The 20247-nt window shown below is 37.9% G+C and carries 23 protein-coding genes and 1 pseudogene; 8 read left to right on the top strand and 16 right to left on the bottom strand.

The window, feature by feature from the left end:
• Position 1: 1 nt before the first annotated feature.
• Positions 2 to 436: an HIT family protein gene (locus tag Q5794_RS03150; RefSeq protein WP_014461670.1), complete on the top strand. Its 435-nt coding sequence runs from the start codon at positions 2 to 4 to the stop codon at positions 434 to 436.
• 102 nt (positions 437 to 538) lie between these two features.
• Here Q5794_RS03150 and Q5794_RS03145 read toward each other — a convergent pair whose 3' ends face one another.
• The 3 genes from Q5794_RS03145 to Q5794_RS03135 all read right to left on the bottom strand — a co-directional run bounded on the left by Q5794_RS03145 (position 539) and on the right by Q5794_RS03135 (position 3753).
• On the bottom strand, positions 539 to 2434 hold the full coding sequence (locus Q5794_RS03145; protein ID WP_192997947.1) for an acyltransferase family protein: 1896 nt from the start codon (positions 2432 to 2434) through the stop codon (positions 539 to 541).
• Positions 2435 to 2737: 303 nt separating this feature from the next.
• A complete protein-coding gene (locus Q5794_RS03140) occupies positions 2738 to 3181 on the bottom strand; it encodes a GNAT family N-acetyltransferase (protein ID WP_214989044.1) in 444 nt (147 codons plus the stop codon).
• Between the two features lie 17 nt (positions 3182 to 3198).
• A complete protein-coding gene (locus Q5794_RS03135) occupies positions 3199 to 3753 on the bottom strand; it encodes a PadR family transcriptional regulator (RefSeq protein WP_374988676.1) in 555 nt (184 codons plus the stop codon).
• A 253-nt stretch (positions 3754 to 4006) separates the two neighbouring features.
• Between Q5794_RS03135 and serC the strand changes: the two genes are divergently transcribed.
• From serC to Q5794_RS03115, 4 genes are all read left to right on the top strand, one after another.
• Positions 4007 to 5104 (top strand): 3-phosphoserine/phosphohydroxythreonine transaminase, encoded by a 1098-nt coding sequence (serC, locus tag Q5794_RS03130; RefSeq protein WP_268576778.1) that lies wholly within the window; start codon positions 4007 to 4009, stop codon positions 5102 to 5104.
• 124 nt (positions 5105 to 5228) lie between these two features.
• Positions 5229 to 5759 carry a tryptophan transporter gene (locus Q5794_RS03125; protein ID WP_214989041.1) on the top strand — a complete coding sequence of 177 codons (531 nt, stop codon included), beginning with the start codon at positions 5229 to 5231 and terminating at the stop codon, positions 5757 to 5759.
• Positions 5760 to 6308: 549 nt separating this feature from the next.
• Positions 6309 to 6704, top strand: a complete 396-nt coding sequence (locus tag Q5794_RS03120) for a YtxH domain-containing protein (RefSeq protein ID WP_013055314.1) — start codon at positions 6309 to 6311, stop codon at positions 6702 to 6704.
• A 113-nt stretch (positions 6705 to 6817) separates the two neighbouring features.
• A complete protein-coding gene (locus Q5794_RS03115; protein WP_014461677.1) occupies positions 6818 to 7414 on the top strand; it encodes an HTH-type transcriptional regulator Hpr in 597 nt (198 codons plus the stop codon).
• A gap of 3 nt (positions 7415 to 7417) precedes the next feature.
• Here Q5794_RS03115 and Q5794_RS03110 read toward each other — a convergent pair whose 3' ends face one another.
• On the bottom strand, positions 7418 to 7762 hold the full coding sequence (locus Q5794_RS03110; RefSeq protein ID WP_013055313.1) for a DUF1878 family protein: 345 nt from the start codon (positions 7760 to 7762) through the stop codon (positions 7418 to 7420).
• 476 nt (positions 7763 to 8238) lie between these two features.
• On the opposite strand from Q5794_RS03110, the gene Q5794_RS03105 reads away from it, so the two are divergent.
• On the top strand, positions 8239 to 8418 hold the full coding sequence (locus Q5794_RS03105; protein ID WP_013055312.1) for a hypothetical protein: 180 nt from the start codon (positions 8239 to 8241) through the stop codon (positions 8416 to 8418).
• A gap of 35 nt (positions 8419 to 8453) precedes the next feature.
• Here Q5794_RS03105 and Q5794_RS03100 read toward each other — a convergent pair whose 3' ends face one another.
• Both Q5794_RS03100 and Q5794_RS03095 read right to left on the bottom strand, forming a co-directional pair.
• Complete coding sequence (locus Q5794_RS03100) at positions 8454 to 8549, bottom strand: YjcZ family sporulation protein (protein ID WP_016762974.1); 96 nt, start codon at positions 8547 to 8549, stop codon at positions 8454 to 8456.
• Positions 8550 to 8585: 36 nt separating this feature from the next.
• Entirely contained in the window at positions 8586 to 8675 is a 90-nt protein-coding gene (locus tag Q5794_RS03095) for a YjcZ family sporulation protein (protein WP_078081447.1), read from the bottom strand.
• Positions 8676 to 8982: 307 nt separating this feature from the next.
• Between Q5794_RS03095 and Q5794_RS03090 the strand changes: the two genes are divergently transcribed.
• Positions 8983 to 9906 (top strand): peptidylprolyl isomerase, encoded by a 924-nt coding sequence (locus Q5794_RS03090; RefSeq protein ID WP_214989040.1) that lies wholly within the window; start codon positions 8983 to 8985, stop codon positions 9904 to 9906.
• 42 nt (positions 9907 to 9948) lie between these two features.
• Here the strand turns inward: Q5794_RS03090 and Q5794_RS03085 are convergent, their stop codons facing one another.
• The 4 genes from Q5794_RS03085 to Q5794_RS03070 all read right to left on the bottom strand — a co-directional run bounded on the left by Q5794_RS03085 (position 9949) and on the right by Q5794_RS03070 (position 13776).
• A complete protein-coding gene (locus tag Q5794_RS03085) occupies positions 9949 to 10131 on the bottom strand; it encodes a sporulation YhaL family protein (RefSeq protein WP_013055310.1) in 183 nt (60 codons plus the stop codon).
• A gap of 65 nt (positions 10132 to 10196) precedes the next feature.
• Entirely contained in the window at positions 10197 to 11138 is a 942-nt protein-coding gene (yhaM, locus tag Q5794_RS03080) for a 3'-5' exoribonuclease YhaM (RefSeq protein ID WP_013055309.1), read from the bottom strand.
• Positions 11139 to 11630: 492 nt separating this feature from the next.
• Positions 11631 to 12884 carry an ABC transporter permease gene (locus Q5794_RS03075; RefSeq protein WP_214989039.1) on the bottom strand — a complete coding sequence of 418 codons (1254 nt, stop codon included), beginning with the start codon at positions 12882 to 12884 and terminating at the stop codon, positions 11631 to 11633.
• Positions 12877 to 13776 carry an ABC transporter ATP-binding protein gene (locus tag Q5794_RS03070; protein WP_029320779.1) on the bottom strand — a complete coding sequence of 300 codons (900 nt, stop codon included), beginning with the start codon at positions 13774 to 13776 and terminating at the stop codon, positions 12877 to 12879. The genes Q5794_RS03075 and Q5794_RS03070 overlap by 8 nt, the downstream gene beginning before the upstream one ends.
• Before the next feature lie 141 nt (positions 13777 to 13917).
• On the opposite strand from Q5794_RS03070, the gene Q5794_RS03065 reads away from it, so the two are divergent.
• Positions 13918 to 14103 (top strand): YhzD family protein, encoded by a 186-nt coding sequence (locus tag Q5794_RS03065; protein WP_214989038.1) that lies wholly within the window; start codon positions 13918 to 13920, stop codon positions 14101 to 14103.
• Between the two features lie 40 nt (positions 14104 to 14143).
• Here Q5794_RS03065 and Q5794_RS03060 read toward each other — a convergent pair whose 3' ends face one another.
• The 6 genes and pseudogenes from Q5794_RS03060 to Q5794_RS03035 all read right to left on the bottom strand — a co-directional run bounded on the left by Q5794_RS03060 (position 14144) and on the right by Q5794_RS03035 (position 20204).
• Complete coding sequence (locus Q5794_RS03060; protein WP_013055305.1) at positions 14144 to 14416, bottom strand: HU family DNA-binding protein; 273 nt, start codon at positions 14414 to 14416, stop codon at positions 14144 to 14146.
• A gap of 112 nt (positions 14417 to 14528) precedes the next feature.
• Positions 14529 to 15332 carry an enoyl-CoA hydratase gene (locus tag Q5794_RS03055; RefSeq protein ID WP_214989037.1) on the bottom strand — a complete coding sequence of 268 codons (804 nt, stop codon included), beginning with the start codon at positions 15330 to 15332 and terminating at the stop codon, positions 14529 to 14531.
• Positions 15333 to 15337: 5 nt separating this feature from the next.
• The gene (locus Q5794_RS03050; protein ID WP_374988675.1) at positions 15338 to 16951 is read right to left on the bottom strand and encodes a long-chain fatty acid--CoA ligase; all 1614 of its coding nucleotides are present in this window, start codon (positions 16949 to 16951) and stop codon (positions 15338 to 15340) included.
• Positions 16952 to 17065: 114 nt separating this feature from the next.
• Complete coding sequence (locus tag Q5794_RS03045) at positions 17066 to 18568, bottom strand: coproporphyrinogen III oxidase (protein ID WP_214989060.1); 1503 nt, start codon at positions 18566 to 18568, stop codon at positions 17066 to 17068.
• Positions 18569 to 18796: 228 nt separating this feature from the next.
• Positions 18797 to 19674: pseudogene (locus tag Q5794_RS03040) on the bottom strand (Cof-type HAD-IIB family hydrolase).
• A gap of 179 nt (positions 19675 to 19853) precedes the next feature.
• Positions 19854 to 20204: a YlbF family regulator gene (locus Q5794_RS03035; protein ID WP_214989035.1), complete on the bottom strand. Its 351-nt coding sequence runs from the start codon at positions 20202 to 20204 to the stop codon at positions 19854 to 19856.
• Positions 20205 to 20247: the final 43 nt, after the last annotated feature.

Genomic DNA, 20247 nt, shown 5'->3' with positions numbered 1-20247 from the left:
AATGAGCACACATGATGAAAACTGTATTTTCTGCAAAATTATTCGCGGTGAAATCCCAGGTGCAAAAGTATTTGAAAATGAACATGTATTAGCTTTTTTAGACATTAGTCAAGTAACAAAAGGTCATACACTGGTGATTCCAAAAGTACATAAAAAAGACATTCACGAACTAACGCCGGAAATTGCGCGCAATTTGTTTGAAGTGGTTCCTCAAATCGCAAATGCAATTAAAGAAACATACAGCCCAATCGGCTTAAACATCTTAAATAATAATGGTGAAAAAGCTGGTCAATCCGTGTTTCATTATCATATGCACATTATTCCTCGCTATGGGGAAGGCGATGGATTCGGTGCTGTATGGAAAGAGCATACAAGCGAATACACGCCTGAAAAACTTCAAGAAATTGCTGGCAATATTTCTTCTCGCCTTTCTTGAAACAAAAAAAGCTTACACATGTAAGCTTTTTTTGTTTTATCTATTCATTTGACACATGTTTAATCAGTTTGTGATATAAAACATAGTACGGCTTTTCACTTATTATGAACGACTTTCCGCCTTAACTTCTAAATTCATACGCTCTTCAATCAATTTTGTTAATGCTCTTGATCCTTCAGGTACCAAGTGGACACCATCTGATGTAAAGTATTCAGGGTGCTTAGAAGCCTCTGAGTACCAATCTACGAGCGTGACGTGATCAAATTTTTCAGAAGCAGCTTTCAAGTTCTTGTTCACGGTGCTTTCCCACGAACGAGGAACGCGCGTATTCACTAAGTAAACGTCCGCGTGTGAAAAAGCTTTTAACAGTTGTTCAAGTTCTTCATTTGTAAAATAGCCGTTTGTTCCTAACTCAATAATCACTGCGCTGTTCGGATTATTAAATGCTTGATAGCTAGGAGTTAGCTGCAGTGCTTCATTGAGCTGCCTTCCTACTTTTCCGTCAATCGTAATACTAAGCGGCATCTCTTTAAGATTAGGAGCAATATCCAGCATGACCGAGTCTCCAATCGCAAGAACATCTCTGTAAGAATTCGGCTGCCGTTTTTCTTTGGCATCAGATTTTTCTTCCCCGGAACTCTTTTCCGCGTTCTCTGCTTTTTTATCATCCGCTTTGTTCTTGTCTTTGAGAGAAGTTGAAGCATTTTCTTTATGATTCGTTTGAATTTTAACCTCTGTCTCTTTTGCTGTCGTTTCATCCTTTTGTTGCGTACTAATAGCAAAGCTTGTCATATCCGCTGTAAACAGCGCCAAAAAGAAAATGAGACTGCCCAAAACCGCTTGTCTCGAACGAGAGAGATTACGCCATTTAAAAAGCTCTCTCGGATGGTAGTGCCGGAAATAATAGCGAAAGCCGCGTGTGCGGATAGGCACTTCGATGTAACGGTAAGAAAGTTCAGCAATGATAAATGTAAGGCCTACTTGTAACAGCGCATGCCAATAGACCGGGCGGCCAATCTCAGATACAGGTGTTGTAAGAACAATAACCGGATAATGCCACAAATAGATACCGTATGATCTAGTACCAAGCCAGCGAAGCGGTTTAAACGACAGAGCTTTTCCTAAAAAACTACTAGGATGACTAATCGTTGCAACCAGTACAGCAGCGTTTAAACAAATCAGCAGCATTCCACCTTGATAAAGAAAAGATGCATGAGTATACTCATCAACGCTCCATACGCAGAGAATAAATACAAAGAAACTCACCATACTTACCGCGTTTAATACTTGCTTGCCTACGGCTGGAAGATTTTTTGATGACAAACGATACATCGGCCAGACAAATGCAAGTAAACAGCCGATTAAAAGGGCAAACAGCCGAGTATCGGTTCCATAATAAATGCGGCTAGGATCTCCTCCTGGCTCATATAAAAAAGACATTAGAATAGCTGAGGCCATTACTCCAGCTAAAATGAATAGAGAAAGAATTCCTCTCTTTTTAATAAATTTTAAACCCAACAATAAAACAAGTGGCCACACAATATAAAACTGCTCTTCAATAGCAAGTGACCATAAGTTCTTTAATGGTGACGGTGACCCAAAACTATCAAAATATGAAACTTTATGAAAAATAAACCACCAGTTACTCATATAAAAAATAGACGATAATGCATCGCCTCGTAGCGTTGTTAACAATGGCCGGTTAAATAAAATAACCCACGCTGCAGTTAATATTACCATCACATACACAGCTGGAAGAAGTCTTCTCGTTCGGCTGATCCAAAAATGCTTCAAATTCCCCAAAGGATTTTCCCAAGATTGCACCAGTAAAATCGAGGTAATTAAATACCCTGATAATACAAAGAAAACGTCAACTCCTAGAAATCCTCCAGATGCCCATCCAAATCCTAAGTGATATGCAATGACAGACATAACAGCGAAAGCTCGAAGTCCATCCAAACTATATATATACCTATTTTTCTTTTCCTTTGCACTCATAAAAATGCCTCCAAGCAATATGTACAACAAATTTCTTTCCTAATCAATATTAAGAATATTACGCAATTGTTACATTTTTGTTACAAAAATCATTATATACAATATTATTACTTTCTTCAATATATCACTTACTTAAAATCAAAGAATAAGCAAAAAGAAACAAATTCATTATCTATCTTATTCATAAATTACTAATTTAGTAGTAGTCATATCGATTCTATCTGCGCAGTACTAAAGCCTAACATCTTTCTTTCACCTTACCCGTTTCAGAAATAGAAAAACTTCACACAATTGGTGAAGTTTCTAAGGTGTCTTTAGCATATCTACGTGGGGAAGCCCTTCATCTGAATAAATATCGGAAATAGGTCTAAAACCAAACGATTCATAAAATGTTTGAAGTCTGCTTTGAGCTTGAATTTTAATTGTCTTCTCGTGCAACTCATTCTCTAAAAAATCAATTCCTCTTGCTACCAGTTCTCTTCCGAGACCTGTACCGCGCTGTGCTTGTTTTACAATAATGCGCCCAAGAGAAGCTTCCCGATAGCTAATTCCTTTTAGTAAAACTCTAAGGTATGCGATAATTTTCTCATTCTCTTTTTTGAACAAGTGATAAGCAAGTTTGTCTTTTCCATCTACTTCTAAGTAAGCACACTTCTGTTCGACAACAAAAATAGCGGTGCGAACCTGTAGAATTTCATAAAGCTCATCGTTTGTCAGCTCTTGAAATGATTTTATGCACCAAGTCATGATCCGCTCACCTTTTCTTATTGTTCTTTTTCAATTAAATTCAGCGTACGTTCTAGCCAATTGATATAGCTTGTCTCCCGGTCTTGAGCGCGAGATAGCACCAAATAATGACCAAATTGAGGAGACGAAACGGTAATGTGATGATTAACTTGTTCCAAAAGGTCATTCATTCGTTTCTTTAAAAAAGTTAGCTTCACTTTCCTGCTTGATAGTTGATTATCTATTTGTTGCTTTAACTCTTCTATTGACATGGATGAAGCAAAATAGGCTTTTAACATAAATTCATCTTTAGTTGTTTCAGGAATAGGATCAATTGTAGTGAGCCACTTGTTTAACTCGGCTCTTCCTTCTTCCGTTATCGAATACATCTTTTTTTCTAATTTCTTGCCTTGAATCACGGTTTCATAGCGAATAAATCCCTCTTCTGTTAATCGCTTTAACTCGGGATAAATCTGGCTGTGCTTAGCACTCCAAAAATTACCGACCTCTTCTTTAAAAAGTCTGGTAATGTCATACCCGCTGAGCTCCTTCTGATCTAAGAGCCCTAATATTGCATATTTTAATACTCTCATTCTGTTCCTCCACATTATTTCTTCCATCAGTATAGCATATAAACATTTCATTTACATGTTTGCCAAAACATGTTTGCGTATACTTTTTATTTATCTTTTTTCTATTATTTTCTCTTTACAGATTAATTTAAATTTTTGAAAAGTTACCTCCACAATCAATGGTTTTCATGATAGTATAATGATATTCTTTCTGACATCAGTCATTAGCCATTTTGTATGATGAGTGTTCGAACTAATTTGAGGAGGAATTAATGTGATTACGTTAAACAGAGCTTACAATTTTAATGCAGGTCCGTCTGCGCTTCCCCTACCTGTCTTACAACTTGCTCAAGAGGAGCTAGTTAATTTTAAAAATACAGGTATGTCTGTGATGGAATTATCACATCGCAGCAAAGAGTTTGAAGATGTATTAACACATGCTAAAGAAACACTCACGGAATTGCTTAACATTCCAGATACACATGAAATTTTATTCCTGCAGGGCGGAGCAAGCCTGCAATTCTCTATGATTCCAATGAACTTTTTAGCTCCCGATCAAGTCGGTGCATATGTACTAACCGGATCATGGTCGGAAAAAGCATTAAAAGAAGCGAAGAAACTTGGAAAAACAACAGTGGTTGCTTCTACTAAAGAAGAGAACTACCGCTCTATTCCAGCTTTAGATGATGTAAAGCTTCCAAAAGAAGAGATTGGGTACTTGCATATCACGTCCAACAATACCATTTTTGGTACACAATGGGCTGACTATCCTTCTATCGAAGGAATAGACTTAATTGCCGACATGTCAAGCGACATTCTTTGCCGTCAAATTGATGTATCTAAGTTCTCACTCATTTATGCTGGTGCTCAGAAAAACCTCGGACCATCTGGTGTCACGGTTGTCATTTTGAAGAAAGAATTGCTTAAACGTATTCCTGAAGGTTTACCAACAATGCTGAATTATGAGACACACGTAAAGAGCAACTCTCTTTACAACACTCCTCCAACGTTTGGCATTTATATGCTTTCACTTGTTTTAGATTGGATTAAAGAACAAGGTGGCGTTAAAGCAATTGAAGCCCAAAATCATAAAAAAGCTAAGCTACTCTACACAAGCATGGAACGTTCAAATGGTTTCTATACCCCTCACGCTACAGAGGAAAGCCGATCAATTATGAACGTAACGTTTACTTTACCGACCGATGAGTTAACGGCTGCGTTTTTACAGCAAGCAAAAGAAAAAGGCTTCGTAGGATTAGCTGGACACCGTTCAATCGGCGGATGCCGCGCTTCTATTTACAATGCTGTACCGCTTGAAGCGTGTAAAGCTCTTGCCGCCTTTATGGATGAATTTGCACAGGCAAACGCATAATTGGCAGAATTAACTGATTCTTTTTTCACATAAATATGTTATAATCAGTATGTAAATATATGCAATGGGCATAGACGCACTATTGGTATATTTCGAGCTTAGCTTAGAATAGGAGAGATGAGAAATGAATACAAAGGTTTTAGTTTCTTTAGCGTTATTAGTCGGAATTGGAGCGGTTCTCCACACGGTGGTACCTCCTATTTTATTTGGAATGAAGCCAGATATGATGTTAACAATGATGTTTTTAGCAATCCTGTTGTTTCCTAGCGTAAAAAATGTAGTACTAGTAAGCTTCACAACAGCTTTTATTTCTGCTTTAACGTCTAGTTTCCCAGGAGGACATATTGCAAACTTGATTGATAAACCAATTACAGCATTTGTTTTCTTTGCATTATTTATGCTTGTGAAAAAAGCAACAGGCATTAAAACACCAGTTGCCGCTGCTTTAACGGCTGTTGGCACACTCGTATCAGGAACCGTATTCTTGTCTGCTGCCGCGCTAATCGTCGGCTTACCGGGCGGAAACAGCGTCATGGCGCTTGTTGCTGCGGTTGTATTACCTGCAACAGTAGTGAATACAATCGTTATGGTCGTTATTTATCCAATTGTTCAATCCGTTCTAAAACGCACAAGCATCAAAGCAAAATTATCGTAACGTCAAGAGCCTGATTTAATTAAGAATCAGGCTCTTTTTTTACACCAAAAGCTAAGGCCCGCCAAAGCGTGGCGGACCTTTAGATAAAACGGTTCATTTATAGTACGTTGCTGATCTTTTAGAGACAGCCTACAGTTCGACTCTTAACTTTTTGTTTAAAAAGAAATGGTACAGAATGCTTTTCACTTAAATTTCATTTGCAGCTCATACAATAGGTATGAAGACTTACTATGTAATAAAGGTTTAAGTTCTCCATCCTAGGTTACATAATAAAGTATAAGCGCCAATAAAAAACTCGCAAAAGCCACTGTCGCACATGTAAGAGACTTTTGTTTCAGCACATGTTTAGGTGGATATGATGCCGTTCTAGTCGTAAGGCTAAACCATTTAAAGGCAGCCAGAAAAAAACTCAGGCTAATTATCAAAAGAATGAATAAAGCTACCCCATGTTGATAACCTCCTTCTTTTGTATAAATCTATGCTATTTTTTTATGATTATGTCAGAAGGAAGTGTTAGCAATTACTTTACTACATAGGAGGAAATAAATCATGAGCAGAATGAAAAAACTAGCAGCTGGAGCAGCAATCGGAAGCACCGTAGCCGCTATTACAACGCTTCTTGTTACTCCATATTCAGGACGAGAACTTAAACAGCGTGTCAGCTCTCGAAAAGACCGAGTTAACGCTTCACAACAAGAGCTCTCAACAAAAATAAAAGCTGTTTCTCAACAAGTACAAATGACCGCCAGAGAAGGAAATACTATAGTGAAAAATATCGCAAGTGACCTTTCTACTACCCTTGGTCAGTTTAAAGAAGAAATTGTCCCTCATAAGGAATCCCTTCAGCATCATTTGAAAGAAATCCAAAATTCTTTGTCAAACCTAGAGGAACATGTACAGACAACTAAAAATCCCAATGAAAAAATTGACAAAAAAGAAGGTTAAGACGCCTTCTTTTTTAATTTTTTAAAATTTTGTAAATTTACATCTTTATAATTTTTTATTTTATTGGCATAATAGAAGATAAATAAAAAAAGAGACTAAGTAGGTGGGAGAAGATGAAAAAGACTAGTGATCAAGATTACAGTTTGAAAGAAGCACTTCTATTTAGCCAACGCATTGCCCAATTAAGTAAAGCCCTTTGGAAAACCGTAGAGAAGGATTGGCAGCAATGGATTAAGCCTTATGACCTTAATATTAACGAGCATCATATTTTATGGATTTCATATCATTTAAACGGGGCTTCCATTTCTGAAATTGCAAAGTTTGGAGTTATGCACGTTTCTACTGCATTTAACTTCTCCAAAAAACTAGAAGAACGAGGTTTACTTGAATTTTCTAAAAAAGAAAGCGACAAGCGAAATACGTACATTCAGCTGACAGATAAAGGCGAGGCCATTTTATTAGATTTAATGGAACATTACGAACCTTCTAATAATTCAGTGTTCAGCGGCGCACTTCCGTTGCGCGACTTGTACGGCAAATTCCCAGAGTTTATGGAACTAATGACCGTCATTCGCAAAATTTACGGTGAAGATTTTATGGATATCTTCGAGCGATCTTTCCATCATATCGAAGAAGAATTCACTGAAGAAGATGGCAAGCTTGTCAAGAAAGATAAAGAGAACCACCAGGAGACTATTTCAAACTCTTAATGGTTAGTCCCTTATCCATTGAATAATTTCAAAAAATTCATTCATCACATCTTGATAAGAAGGTTGATAACGAAGCGATTCGACCGTCTCTCTGGGATTTAATTTATAATTCAGCATGCCAACAAATTGTGTAAGAAGCGGAACAAAGTCTGTTAGACCTTCCGCTTTTTGCTCAATATATTCGTTTTTTGTATCTTCACACAGAATTAAAATTTCCTCTACTTCCTTCTTTGTAAGCTGATTTCTTACCACTAAATCAATAAATGGTTTAGCTTCTTGTTCAGATGTCCCAGATAACAGTTTTATGTAATATTCTAAACGTGATACTCGAGATTCTAAAGTTTCCATCCGCTTCCCCTACTCCTTCAACGTTCATATACCTCTACTCCATATTGTACATGATTCATTCATGTTCTTCCAAATAATTCTTTCTTCGTCATTCACATTTCCTGTTTAAGTAGCACCGTATAAAGATTTTCATATACTGATTATGTACTCACTGCATATATTAATATAAATCCCTCTGTCCTTTTTAACAATCCTTTTGCACAATGACTAATTGTTACTCATTTCTTATCCATTCACTTTGCTATTTCGTTTAAAACCTATTTCTCAACTTCTTAACTACCCTTTATAAAATAAAAACCGCATTTCTGTGTAAATACCTTTTGAAATTCTTTGCTCAACTGTATATATAACTATCTATTTTACCGCTTTTTTGGTAATGTTAATATAGATATTTGTAAATTCATACAAAGCTGTACTATATAAATGACTATAAGACTTTCTGTCTTCGTCACACTGATTTTGTTAGGGGGATTTTTATGTACATATTCTTTATTGTATTTGCACTATTCATTTTATTCTACATCAATGCACTAACAAATACATTGTGTATTCAAAAAGAAATTCCAGCTGAAAAACAGCCTAAAGTTTTTCGTACGATTAATGTATTAATTACCATTTTATTAGTTTCATCTTATATTGAAGTATCATTTACATAAAAAACGGTGAGATGTCTCACCGCTTTTTTATAGGCTTAGCAAAAACAGCTAGCTCCGATGATAACTAATAAGATGAATAATACGACTAATAGTGCAAATCCACTGCCGTATCCGCATCCGTAAGAACCCATATCTATCGCCCCTTTCCCTTTATATTCATCTGTTTCCTAGTGGTAACATGCACAACCAACAATGACTAATAAGATAAACAGTACAACTAATAGTGCAAAACCGCCTCCATGTCCGCATCCGCTCATTTGAGCACCCCCTTTGTTTACTAATACTGCATCTTATGCATCAGCTCAAAAAACGTCTAGGCTTTTAGCCCAAACTCCATAATTTATTTCTCTTCCTTCTCGTTTGGAGATTACTCTGTGAGTTTGTCCACCATTTTGAAAACGCTTTATAAAAAAGCTGTCATAAGCGTATAATCACTCCATACTTAGTGGAAAATAAATGTAAATTTACGTGGTTTTAGCTTCATTTGCTAACATCAGGAAATGTGATATAGTAAATCTTGAGTCAAGCTACATAAGTAAAAATGATGAGTAGGAGTGTTTACGTATGAAAAAAAGCTTAGTTGCACTAACAACGGCAGCCAGTCTCGTTGCTTTATCAGCATGCAGTGGGGGAAATGATGCTTCAAATGCAAACGATTCTTCAAAAGTAATTGTAGAAACAAAAGCAGGCAATATCACTCAAGGTGATTTGTATAAGCAAATGAAAGATACAATCGGACAAGACCAATTTAATACACTCGTACGAAGCGTTACCGAAGAAAAAGTATTGAGTAAAAAATATAAAGTAACGAATAAAGAGCTTGATCAGCAGTTGAACATTCTAAGAGAACAATACGGTGATCAGGTGGATTCAGTTATTAAGCAAAAAGGCGAAAAAGAAGTCAAAGATATGCTAAAAGTTGATATTCTCCGTGAAAAAGCTGCTACAGCAGGCATTAAGGTATCGGACAAAGAACTGAAAAAAGCTTATGATGAATATAAAGCTCAAAAACCTCAAATTCGCGCAAGCCATATTTTAGTAAAAGACGAAAAAACAGCAAACGAAGTAGAAGCGAAAATCAAAAAAGGCGAGGACTTTGCTAGTCTGGCAAAAGAATATTCAACCGATCAGCAGTCTGCAGCTAACGGCGGCGATTTAGGCTACTTCGGTGAAGGCCAAATGGTTAAAGAATTTGAAGAAGCGGCTTACAAGCTGAAAAAAGGTGAAGTAAGTAAACCAATCAAAACAGAGTACGGCTACCATATCATTAAACTAGTCGATAAAAAGAAAGTAGAATCGTTTGAGAAAAAGAAACCCGAACTTGAGCAGCAAATCAAACGTTCAAAAGTAGATCAAGCAGAAGCGAACAAGAAGATTCAAAAAGAGCTTGATAAAGCAAAAGTGGAAGTCAAAGATAAAAATGTAAAACCAATTTTCGAAGAAGGTGCGACAGATAGTCAATCTGGCGTAGAAACTCCTCAGCAGTAATGCTAAGAGCCCGTCACTCATGTGACAGGCTCTTTTATATAATCAGATGGAATCGCTGTTGCGTCTTTCTTTTTCCACTTGCATTCTTTCGATGAAGACTTGTCCCTCTTTTTCAATAAACGAATCATCCACTTGCTTATCATGTTGTGCAGCACGAATCGCCATAAATCCACTAAAGAAAATGCCTGCTACAACTAAATAAATCCAAATTGGTAGTGTCACCATATATTGATCCCCCATCACAGTTATTTACAACCACTATATGCGAAGGAAGAAAGACTTATACCTTTTTAATCAATCGTTGGTTTATAAAATGAGCGATTATCAAGTGCAAAAATACGCTCTGTAAACTCACCGGGCTTCACTTTTGTTAATGCTCGGTCCAGCATATTCATTTTAGCGTCTACATTGTCAATCAAATGAAGCATCTCAGCCTCTTTAATTAACGGCTTTTTCGGACTTCCCCACTCTTCCTTACCGTGATGCGATAATACAAGGTGCTGAAGAAGCATAACCTCTTCTCCTTCAATCGCTAATTCTTCTGCCGCTTTTCCAATTTCATTCACCATAATCGAAATATGGCCAAGCAGGTTCCCTTCGACTGTGTATATCGTCGAAACAGGACCTGAAAGTTCAAATACTTTGCCAAGGTCATGAAGAATAACTCCAGCGTACAGCAAGTCGCGGTTTAAGCTTGGATAAAGGGTTGAAAATGACTCAGCCAGCTTCAGCATAGACACCACATGGTAGGCAAGTCCCGATACAAACTCATGGTGATTTTTAGTTGCTGCCGGATATTCTAGAAATTCCGTTTGATATTTTTTAAACAAATGGCGAGTAATGCGCTGGACATTCGAATTTTTCATTTCGAATATACTCTTTGTAATATGTTCGACCATTTCTTCTTGAGATAAAGGCGCCACTTCTAAAAAGTCAGATGTGCGCACTCCGTCTTGGGGCTGTGCAGGACGAATGTTGCGTATTTTCAGCTGGTTGCGCCCGCGGTAATTCATTACTTCTCCAGCAGCTCGCACAATCTTTTGAGCAGCATAATTTTCCTCGTCATCTGGGGAAGCATCCCACAGCTTGGCTTCAATATCACCTGTTTTATCCTGTAGGATTACCGTTAAAAATGGCTTTCCATTGCTTGCAATTCCTCTCGTTGAGGATTTAATTAAAAAATAAAGATCAACTTGCTCTCCTACTTCGTATTGAGCAATTCCTTTTGTCATGATCTTTTCCTCCTTACTAGTTCATTCTATGTATTTAATAGCAAAGCTCTTATCGCTTCGTCCGCTTATTTACAGCTCTTTACATTTCATTTTACCATCGCTTGGCACCGAATGCACGGGTAGACGCTTTTTCATAAAAGATGAGATTGCGACATAACAAAATCAATGCAATCTAAAGACCAACAAATGGCATAAAGGAGCTGAACTGCTTGAGACACCGCTGTTGATTTCCCCGCAAGACTTCGCTTTCCGCGGGAGGGCGCTGAGCCTCCTCGTCCCTTCCGCTCCTGTGGGGCCTCACCTATTCCGCTTTTCCCGCAGGAGTCTTCGTCTTGCTCTCCAATACACAGCTAGAAGCAGCCACATATATGAAAACTATGGTCACCATAGCAATAAAAAAATCCGAACGAGTTGGATTCTCCATCAAGAATCTAGGTTGTTCGTTCGGATCTTCCTTCAACTAAACTACTTTTGTCTCAGCCTCTCACTTCTTTATGTTTCTTTTTTCGTTAGCTGCAGCGCTTTTTTAATATCTTTAAAAGAGGTAGATTGCCCATACATAAGGACTCCTCCTTTATACACACGGGCACCAAATATAGCTAAAGCAGTAATCGTCACAACTAAAATCCCTATCGATACACTCACTTCCCACACAGGAACATTTAACATACCTACACGCAAAAACATAATCATCGGAGCAAAAAACGGGATAAAAGATGTGACCGTAATGATTGTGGTTTCAGGATCACCAAGTCCAAACATAGCAATTAAAAAAGCGGCCACAATCACAAGGGTCATAGGCGTAATCATTTGCTGTACATCTTCAATACGGCTCACAAGAGAACCTAAAAAAGCCGCGAGCGTAGCAAAAAGGAAGTACCCCAATATGAAAAAGACAAATGCATACACGAATGTAGTCAGCGGAACATCATTAAATCCGAGATAAGAAAAGATACCGTTATGATTTGTTTCCACACTGGCTTTTAACGATGTGTAGCCCACGCTCAGTATCACTGCAAGCTGTGTTAAGCTGAGCAGTGCAATTCCAATGATTTTAGCAAACATTTGTGTAATAGGTGATACGCTCGATACAAGGATCTCCATAACGCGGGATGATTTTTCAGTAGCTACTTCCATCGCAATCATGCTCCCATACATGATAACGGCAAAATAAATAACAAACAGCAGCACATACACAAGACCTCTTGCTTGATTTAGCTCTTGTTCTGTTTTGGCATTTTCAACTAACGCTTTCTTTTTAAATGAAACAGGGCTGTAAAGCTGATCAATTTGCTTTTCTTCTAACCCGATTTTTACTGTAGCCATAGCCACTTTTGTTTGCTGTACCGCCTGTTCTAAGGTAGAAGAAAGGTTTGATTCGGCCAAGGAGTTAGCTTTGTACACAGCTTGAGGCAGCTGCTTATCGTTTAAAGATAAAAGTAAATAGCTATCGAGCTCCCCGTTTTTTACCGCTTGTTTTGCCTTAGACTCAGACGTAAATTCTTTTAAATGAATGTCTTTATCCATGACATTTACATTTTGTTTGAACAAAGTATATACGCTTTCCACTTCATAGATGACACCCACATTTGTTCCATTATCGTCTGAATTAAAAACGTCGATAATTTTCTCCATATTTGTAAGAGCAACTAGAATAAGAGCAGTAATAACCGTCGTAATAATAAAAGATTTTGTTTTTAATTTATTAAGATATGTATGAAAGACAATGACCCAAAATTTATTCATAGGAAGCACCTACCTTTTCAATGAAAATATCATTTAATGAAGGCTCTTCCACTGCGAATTTAGATACAAATGAAAAGTGTTTAAGTTCTTGAAAAATGAGTTGTGATACGGATTCATGTTGAATTTGAACAATCATGCCTTCAACCGTTTTTTTCACCTTTACAACGCCTTCAAGCTCTGTAATTCTCTCAAACGGACCTTTTCCGTGTACAATGACGTTTTTCTTTCCAAATGAACGTTTGATCTCTGGGAGCCTTCCATACACTACAGGCGTGCCATGATGCATAATACATAAATATTCACAAAGTTCTTCCACATGTTCCATTCGATGACTTGAAAAAACAATCGTCGTTCCCCGTTTTTTCAAATCAAGCACCGCTTCTTTTAATACCTCTACGTTTACAGGATCCAAGCCGCTAAAAGGTTCGTCTAAAATAAGCAGCTCCGGTCGATGAATAACGGAGGCAATAAATTGAATTTTTTGCTGATTTCCTTTGGATAGCTCTTCTACTTTTTTGGAAGCATATTGAGGAATATTAAATCGAGACAACCAGTGCTCCATTTCTTGCAACACGTTCGCTTTTTTCATTCCGCGCAACCGTCCAAGGTATACAAGCTGATCTTTGACTTTTAATTTCGGATACAGTCCCCTTTCTTCTGGAAGGTAGCCAACTAGATGACTTCTACTGTAAGTTAAAGATTTATCATTCCATTGGATGTGACCTGAGGTTGGTTCAATGAGCCCTAAAATCATTCGAAACGTCGTCGTTTTGCCAGCACCGTTTGCACCTAAAAAACCAAACACTTCGCCTTTTGGAATTTGCAAGGATAGCTCGTTTACAGCTGTAAATTCACCGTACCTTTTTGAAACTTCACGGATAGAAAGAGACATTTAATTCCTCCTTTGTAAATAAACCTATGTTTATTGTATGGAAAAAAATGATATCTGTAAACCTTAGCAGGATTTAGAGGAATAGGACGAGAAATATGTTGAATGCGCTTACAATTATATTATAAGAGGAGAGTAGATTTTATGAGTACTTACACATTAACTGCTTTTGAAAAGACTGGAGAAAAATTAATAGATGAAAGTTTTGAAGCAGTTTCTGAGACAGAAGCAAAGACTATCGGCACCAAGAAGTTAGAAGAGCTTTCCTATTTAGAAAAAACGCATCGATGCGTTAGCTCTAGCGGAAAACTTGTATTGTTTCATCGTTAATACAAAACGCCGGAAAGTTTTAGCTTTCCGGCGTTTTATATTACTTTACAGCTTCTTTTAGTTCTTTACCAGCTTTAAATGCCGGTACTTTTGATGCTGGAATTTGCATTTCTTCACCCGTTTGAGGGTTACGGCCTGTACGAGCAGCACGCTCGCGTACTTCAAATGTACCGAAGCCGATTAACTGAATTTTTTCACCTTCACCTAGCGTTGATGAAATTGTTTCTAGTAATGCGTCAACTGCTTTAGATGCATCTGCTTTTGTTAACTCTGATTTTGTTGCCACTGCGTTTACTAAATCTGTTTTGTTCATTTCCAATCACCTCATTAGTTTCTACATTATCTTGTGTTACCACTGTTTTGCAACTTTTAAACATGCTCTATCAATATGATAGACAAAAATATTGGCTTTTAAACTAGTTCACTTAATTTTCGGAAATATCTTTTTCACTTTGATTAAAAACAGGCGCTCGCTTTTCCAGAAACGCACGTACACCTTCCTTATGATCCGAACTTTGGCTCATAGCAAACTGACTTCTTTTCTCAAGCGCAAGCACTTGCTTTAATTGTGAAATAGATGTCTCCACATAAATTCGCTTTGTTTCCTTCAAAGCACGTGAAGGTTTTTTTAGCCAATATGAGAGATAATCTTCTACATGCTTCGCCAAATCTCCTTCTTTTATTTCATCAATTATGCCAAATTGATGAGCTTCCTCTGCTTTTAATGTCTTTCCTTCCCAAATTAGCTGTTTTGCACGATGAGCACCGATGCGCTTTTCTAGTAAAAAGTGACCGCCTCCGTCTGGAATTAGAGCAATGCCGATAAAGTTCATGGCAATTTTTGTGTGTCTTTCTGCAATAATATAATCAGAAGCAAGCGCGATGCTCAGCCCTAGCCCTGCTGCCGCACCGTGCAGTACACTTATCGTCATTTGAGAGAGGCTGTATAAAGTCAGCACGGCTTCATTAATCAAATCCATTACCTGCTCAAAACGTTCTGATTGTGAAGGTGACATCATCATATTAATATCTCCGCCTGCTGAAAATACTTTTCCGTTTCCTTTTACTATTAAAAAATCTGCTTCGCTTTCTTCGACAACTTTTAAACATTGAATAAACTGCTCTAGCACTTCTTCGTTTAATGCATTTAACGCATCCGGCCTGTTAAACGAAATTGTGGCGATACGCTCTTGCAAAACTAGTTCTACTACTTTTAATTCGACGGTCATCTTACTCACCCTTTCTGATAATAATTGAGGACTTGTTCACGAAGCGTACGTTTTAAGAACTTTCCTACCGTTGTCTTCGGGATCTCATCCATAAATAAAATGTCATCTGGAAGCCACCATTTCGCGAACTGCGGCGCTAAAAATTCCAGCAGCTCTTCTGACGAAACGATGCCTTTGTATGCATCTTTTAACACGACACAAGCAACTGGACGCTCTTGCCACATCTCATGAGGGACTGCTATGACACAGGCTTCGAAAACAGCTTCATGGGCAATAAGCGCGTTTTCTAGATCAACCGATGAAATCCATTCTCCTCCGCTTTTAATTAAATCTTTTGTTCGGTCTACGATTTTGATCGTTCCCTCTTCGTCAACCGTCACAATATCTCCGGTATACAGCCAGCCGTCTTTAAACGTATCTTCTGTTCTTTTATCCTTGTAATATTCAGAAGCTACCCATGGGCCCTTTAGTAATAGCTCACCCATTTCCACTCCATCCCAAGCAATTTCGCCATTTTGACCTATTACTTTCATTTCAACGCCAGGAACTAAGAAACCTTGCTTCGCTTTTACGTTGAGCTGATACTCAAAGTCTTCGCTGTACTGATAGCTTTTTAAGCGGGAGACGGTCACTACAGGGCTTGTTTCCGTCATTCCGTATGCATGCATAAATTCAATTTGATATTTTTCCTGAAATTCTCGAATGACGCTTTTTGGGGCCGCTGATCCGCCACATAAAATAGCTCGCAAACTATCGACTGCGTAAGGCCTTTTTTCTATCTCTTGTAAAAAGTTTAACCAAACGGTAGGTACTGCTGCAGCCAGAGTTACTTTCTCTTCTTCAATCAGAGAAGCAATCGTCTCTGAAGTACAAAAAGCACCCGGCAGCACGAGCTTTGTTCCAAACCAAACGGCAGCAAAAGGAATTCCCCATGCGTTCACGTGAAACATTGGAACGATAGGCATAGCGGTATCAGCTTCTGATAATCCAGCACTATCAGCAAGCCCTAGCGCCATACAGTGCAGATAAATAGCGCGATGAGAATATACAACGCCCTTTGGCTCTCCTGTAGTAGCAGAGGTATAACAAAGACCTGCTGGTTCTTCTTCGTTTAAATCTTGAACAAAAGAATGCGATGCATCCCCTTGCTTAATCCAATTTTCGTAATGATAAACTGGCAAGTCTGTTTCTGGCAGCTTATTTTCATCTGACATAATGATATAGGCTTCAACATGTGGAAGCTTTTGATGAATGCTTTCAAATAAAGGTAAAAAGCATTCATCAAATAAAATGACTTTATCGTGTGCATGGTTAATGATGTATACAATTTGCTCAGGATCTAACCGGATATTGATGGTGTGAAGAACAGCGCCTATTCCGGGCACGGCGAAATAAGCTTCTAGATGTCTATGATGATTCCATGCAAACGTCCCGACTCTTTCTCCTCGCTTCACTCCAATTCGTTCTAGCATACTAGAGAGCTGCTGAGTCCGTTTTATTAACTGATTATAAGTTAAACGCTGAATTCCTTTTGAAGATTTAGAAACCACTTCTTTTTTACTAAACAGTTTTTCAGCTCTTTCCATCATAGATGGTACGGTTAACTGTACATTCATCATTAAGCGGCACCTCGCATCGTCATAATAAGAAAACGCTTACAACTCTTTATATATTCAACAAATTCCGACATTTCCCTGCCGAAAATAAAAAAAGATCACTAAAAAGTGACCTTTTTATTTCCTAAATAATTCATCTAAAATCTTGAGTTTCTCTTGTGTGTAGTGCTCGAATCCATCGTTGTACGATTTTGGGTCTTTTGGATTCGCAAACCTTGTAATAATGCCTGTTTCTGGATGCACGAACTTACTAGATGCCCCGCATCCAAGACCAATAATCGTCTGCTTTTCTTCCATGATCATAATATTGTACAGGCTCTCTTGACCAGGGAATGAATATCCAACGTTCTCTAAATTACCTAAAATATTTTTTTGGCGATATAAATAATAAGGTTCATATCCTTGTTCTTGAGTCCACTCAGTCGCTAAATCCATCATTTTACCAATTTCATAGCGATCTGCCACTTTGTATTTCCGTTTATTTTGAGTCATTTCAGACGCGCGTTTAAACGATAGCGTATGAACAGTTAAAGATTCAGGAAGCAATTTTTTAGATTCGTCTAGCGTATGCTGAAATTCTTCTACACCTTCATTCGGAAGCCCAATAATTAAGTCCATGTTAATGTTATTCATCCCCATTTTTCGAGAAAGATGAAATTTATCAATAGTTTCTTCAACTGTATGATGACGTCCAATAGCTTTTAAGGTTTCTTGAATATAAGACTGCGGATTTACACTAATCCGGTCAATATTCCATTTGTTCAAAACAGCTAGCTTTTCTTCCGTAATCGTATCGGGTCTTCCTGCTTCTACCGTAATTTCACGGATATTTTGTACATCTGGGAACGATTCATACATCTCTTCATACAGCATGTCCATTTCTTCAGCGGTAATGCTCGTTGGTGTGCCTCCACCATAATAGACGGTTGTAATCTTTACGTTATTGTCTTTTAGCCATTTTCCTACTTCACGCATCTCATAATGCAAGCCGCCTAAAAATGACGTAACGGATCCTTGACGTCCGTTAATCGCATAGGCTGGGAATGTACAGTATGCACACTTCGTCGGACAAAACGGAATGCCTATATAAATGCTTACCTCGTTCTTTAACTCATGTAAATCGGGGATAGCTGCTAGTTGACGATCCACAATATGCTGCATTAAATTAATTTTGTCATCGGTGATTAAATATTCTTCCTTTAGCTCACGATGCGCTTGTTCTTTACTTGTGCCTGACTGCAGTTTCATATGAAGCAGCTTCGTCGGACGTATACCAGTTAAAATACCCCATTTTTGAACAATGCTTGTATACTCCTGTAGTACAGATAAGTAGACGCGAAGCACCACATTTTTTATTTGCTTAAATTTTTCTTTTTCTGTTTCATACGGCGTAAACGATTTAGCAAGCTCTTCTGTAAACACCTTGTCCGTTTCAGCGTCATGCAGCACTGCTTTCGCATAAATTTCTTCATGAACTTTTAGCTCTACTTCGACTTTCAGCTGAGCTTCGTTATCATCCTCAAAGGAGACGTTGCTTTCTTCAAAAAACAAATCTGAAATTCGGTGAAGCGGACGTAAAAAACGCTCATCTTCTATACCTTTTATATAAATGTTCAATATAATCACCTTTCAAATCAATTCTATCTAAGTAATCAGTTTACAAAACCTACGTATGTCCGGTCAAGGTGCTCAGCTCAACAGCTAGAAGCACCTACATATATGAAACCTACGTTCACCCTACCAATAAAAAAATCCGAACGAATTGGATTCTCTATCAAGAATCTCGATTCATCGTTCGGATCTTCCTTCGGCTAAACTACTTTTGTTCTAGACTCTTTTTTCCTTTATTTATTTTAAACGAAAGCTGTCAATTTGATGAAGATAACCAAGGCGCTGCTGCTTTCTAAATAATTCTTTCACCATATAGGCTACACCATTTTCATTATTAGAACGAGTAACCCAATCCGCAAGCATTTTTAATTCTGTTGGTGAATTGCCCATGGCCACACCCATTCCCGCATGTTCAATCGTTTCTAAATCATCATAGCAATTTCCAATTGCTACTACGTCTTCCATTGGTATCCCTAGACGATTTGCTACATAACGAACGCCGGCAGCTTTTGTGGCTCCTTTTGGCGTAATATAACACCTATTTTCATTTGGATACGAAAACCATTCAATATCCGGAACTGCACTAGCAATTGTTTGCTCGGCGTATTCTTTTTCTCTACGATCTGCAAAATACACTTCTATTTTTGGCGTAGAAACAGGTTCATCACGAAGCGTATCTCCTAATGAATCTACGAACTGCACGGGATAAAAGAGCGGTTCTCCCGTTTTTAACACGCTTTTAGCTACAATATTATTAGGAAGCTTTACACGATTTCCAATTGAAAACCTTTCATGTAAAATGCGGACATGACAATTAAAATTCTCAAAAAGCTGAATGAGATTAAATGTTTTTTCCTCGCTGATTCTCTTATCTAGTATCGGTTTGTCTATCGATGTTCCGATAAAGGCACCGCTATGAGTAATTAGCATTGCTGGATGAACTTTAAGTGACCGAGCAATTTTTTTGCAGACGGGAAATGCCTGTTTGTTACTAACGTAACGTAAACACCTTTATTTTTCACAAATTGAATAGCGTCTTTCGTTTCTTTTGTAACGCGCCCTTGGCTATTTAAAATGGTTCCATCAATATTCAACGCTAGCAATCGATAAGCCATATGAGAACCCCTTCTTTCATAGATGTCTAATCCGTTAGGATACGGTTATAAATGACCTTTTCATGATAGTCGGCATGTGTAGCCTTGTTACTAAGCTTATGAGCAAAACTGCACAATTAGAAGGAATTTCCGCATAAAAAAAGAGGAAAAGATTTCTCTTTTCCTCTTTCCTCTATCTCTTATTCAGCCGCACCGTAAAGTTCTTCAAGTGGCTTCATGATAATTTTGTTTAATTCACCAATTACCATGCTCATACGTTGCTCAGCTTCCATTAGCTTCGCGATATTTTGATCTTGTTGAACGATTGCAACTGTTTGTTGAGCTTGCTGAACTTCTTCTTCAGTGATTTCTTGGCCCATCATCTGCTTTTGTTGCAGCTCCATTTGCATTGTACGGAAACGCTCAAATAATTGTTGTGAACCTTGATCAGCGTTTACTGCTGCATATAAGTTTTTTAAGTTTGTGTAATCGTCGCTTTGACGAATTGCTTTTTCTAAATCATTTGCTACATCATGTAAGTTTACAGACACGTTAAGTTCCTCCTAATTAAGTTCTATAATTTCTTGACTTCCC

Source organism: Priestia megaterium (genome assembly GCF_041941685.1).
Taxonomy (GTDB): Bacteria; Bacillota; Bacilli; order Bacillales; family Bacillaceae_H; genus Priestia; species Priestia megaterium_C.
Note: the sequence above shows the minus strand (reverse complement) of the source record. Positions and strands in the feature narration are given on the sequence as shown.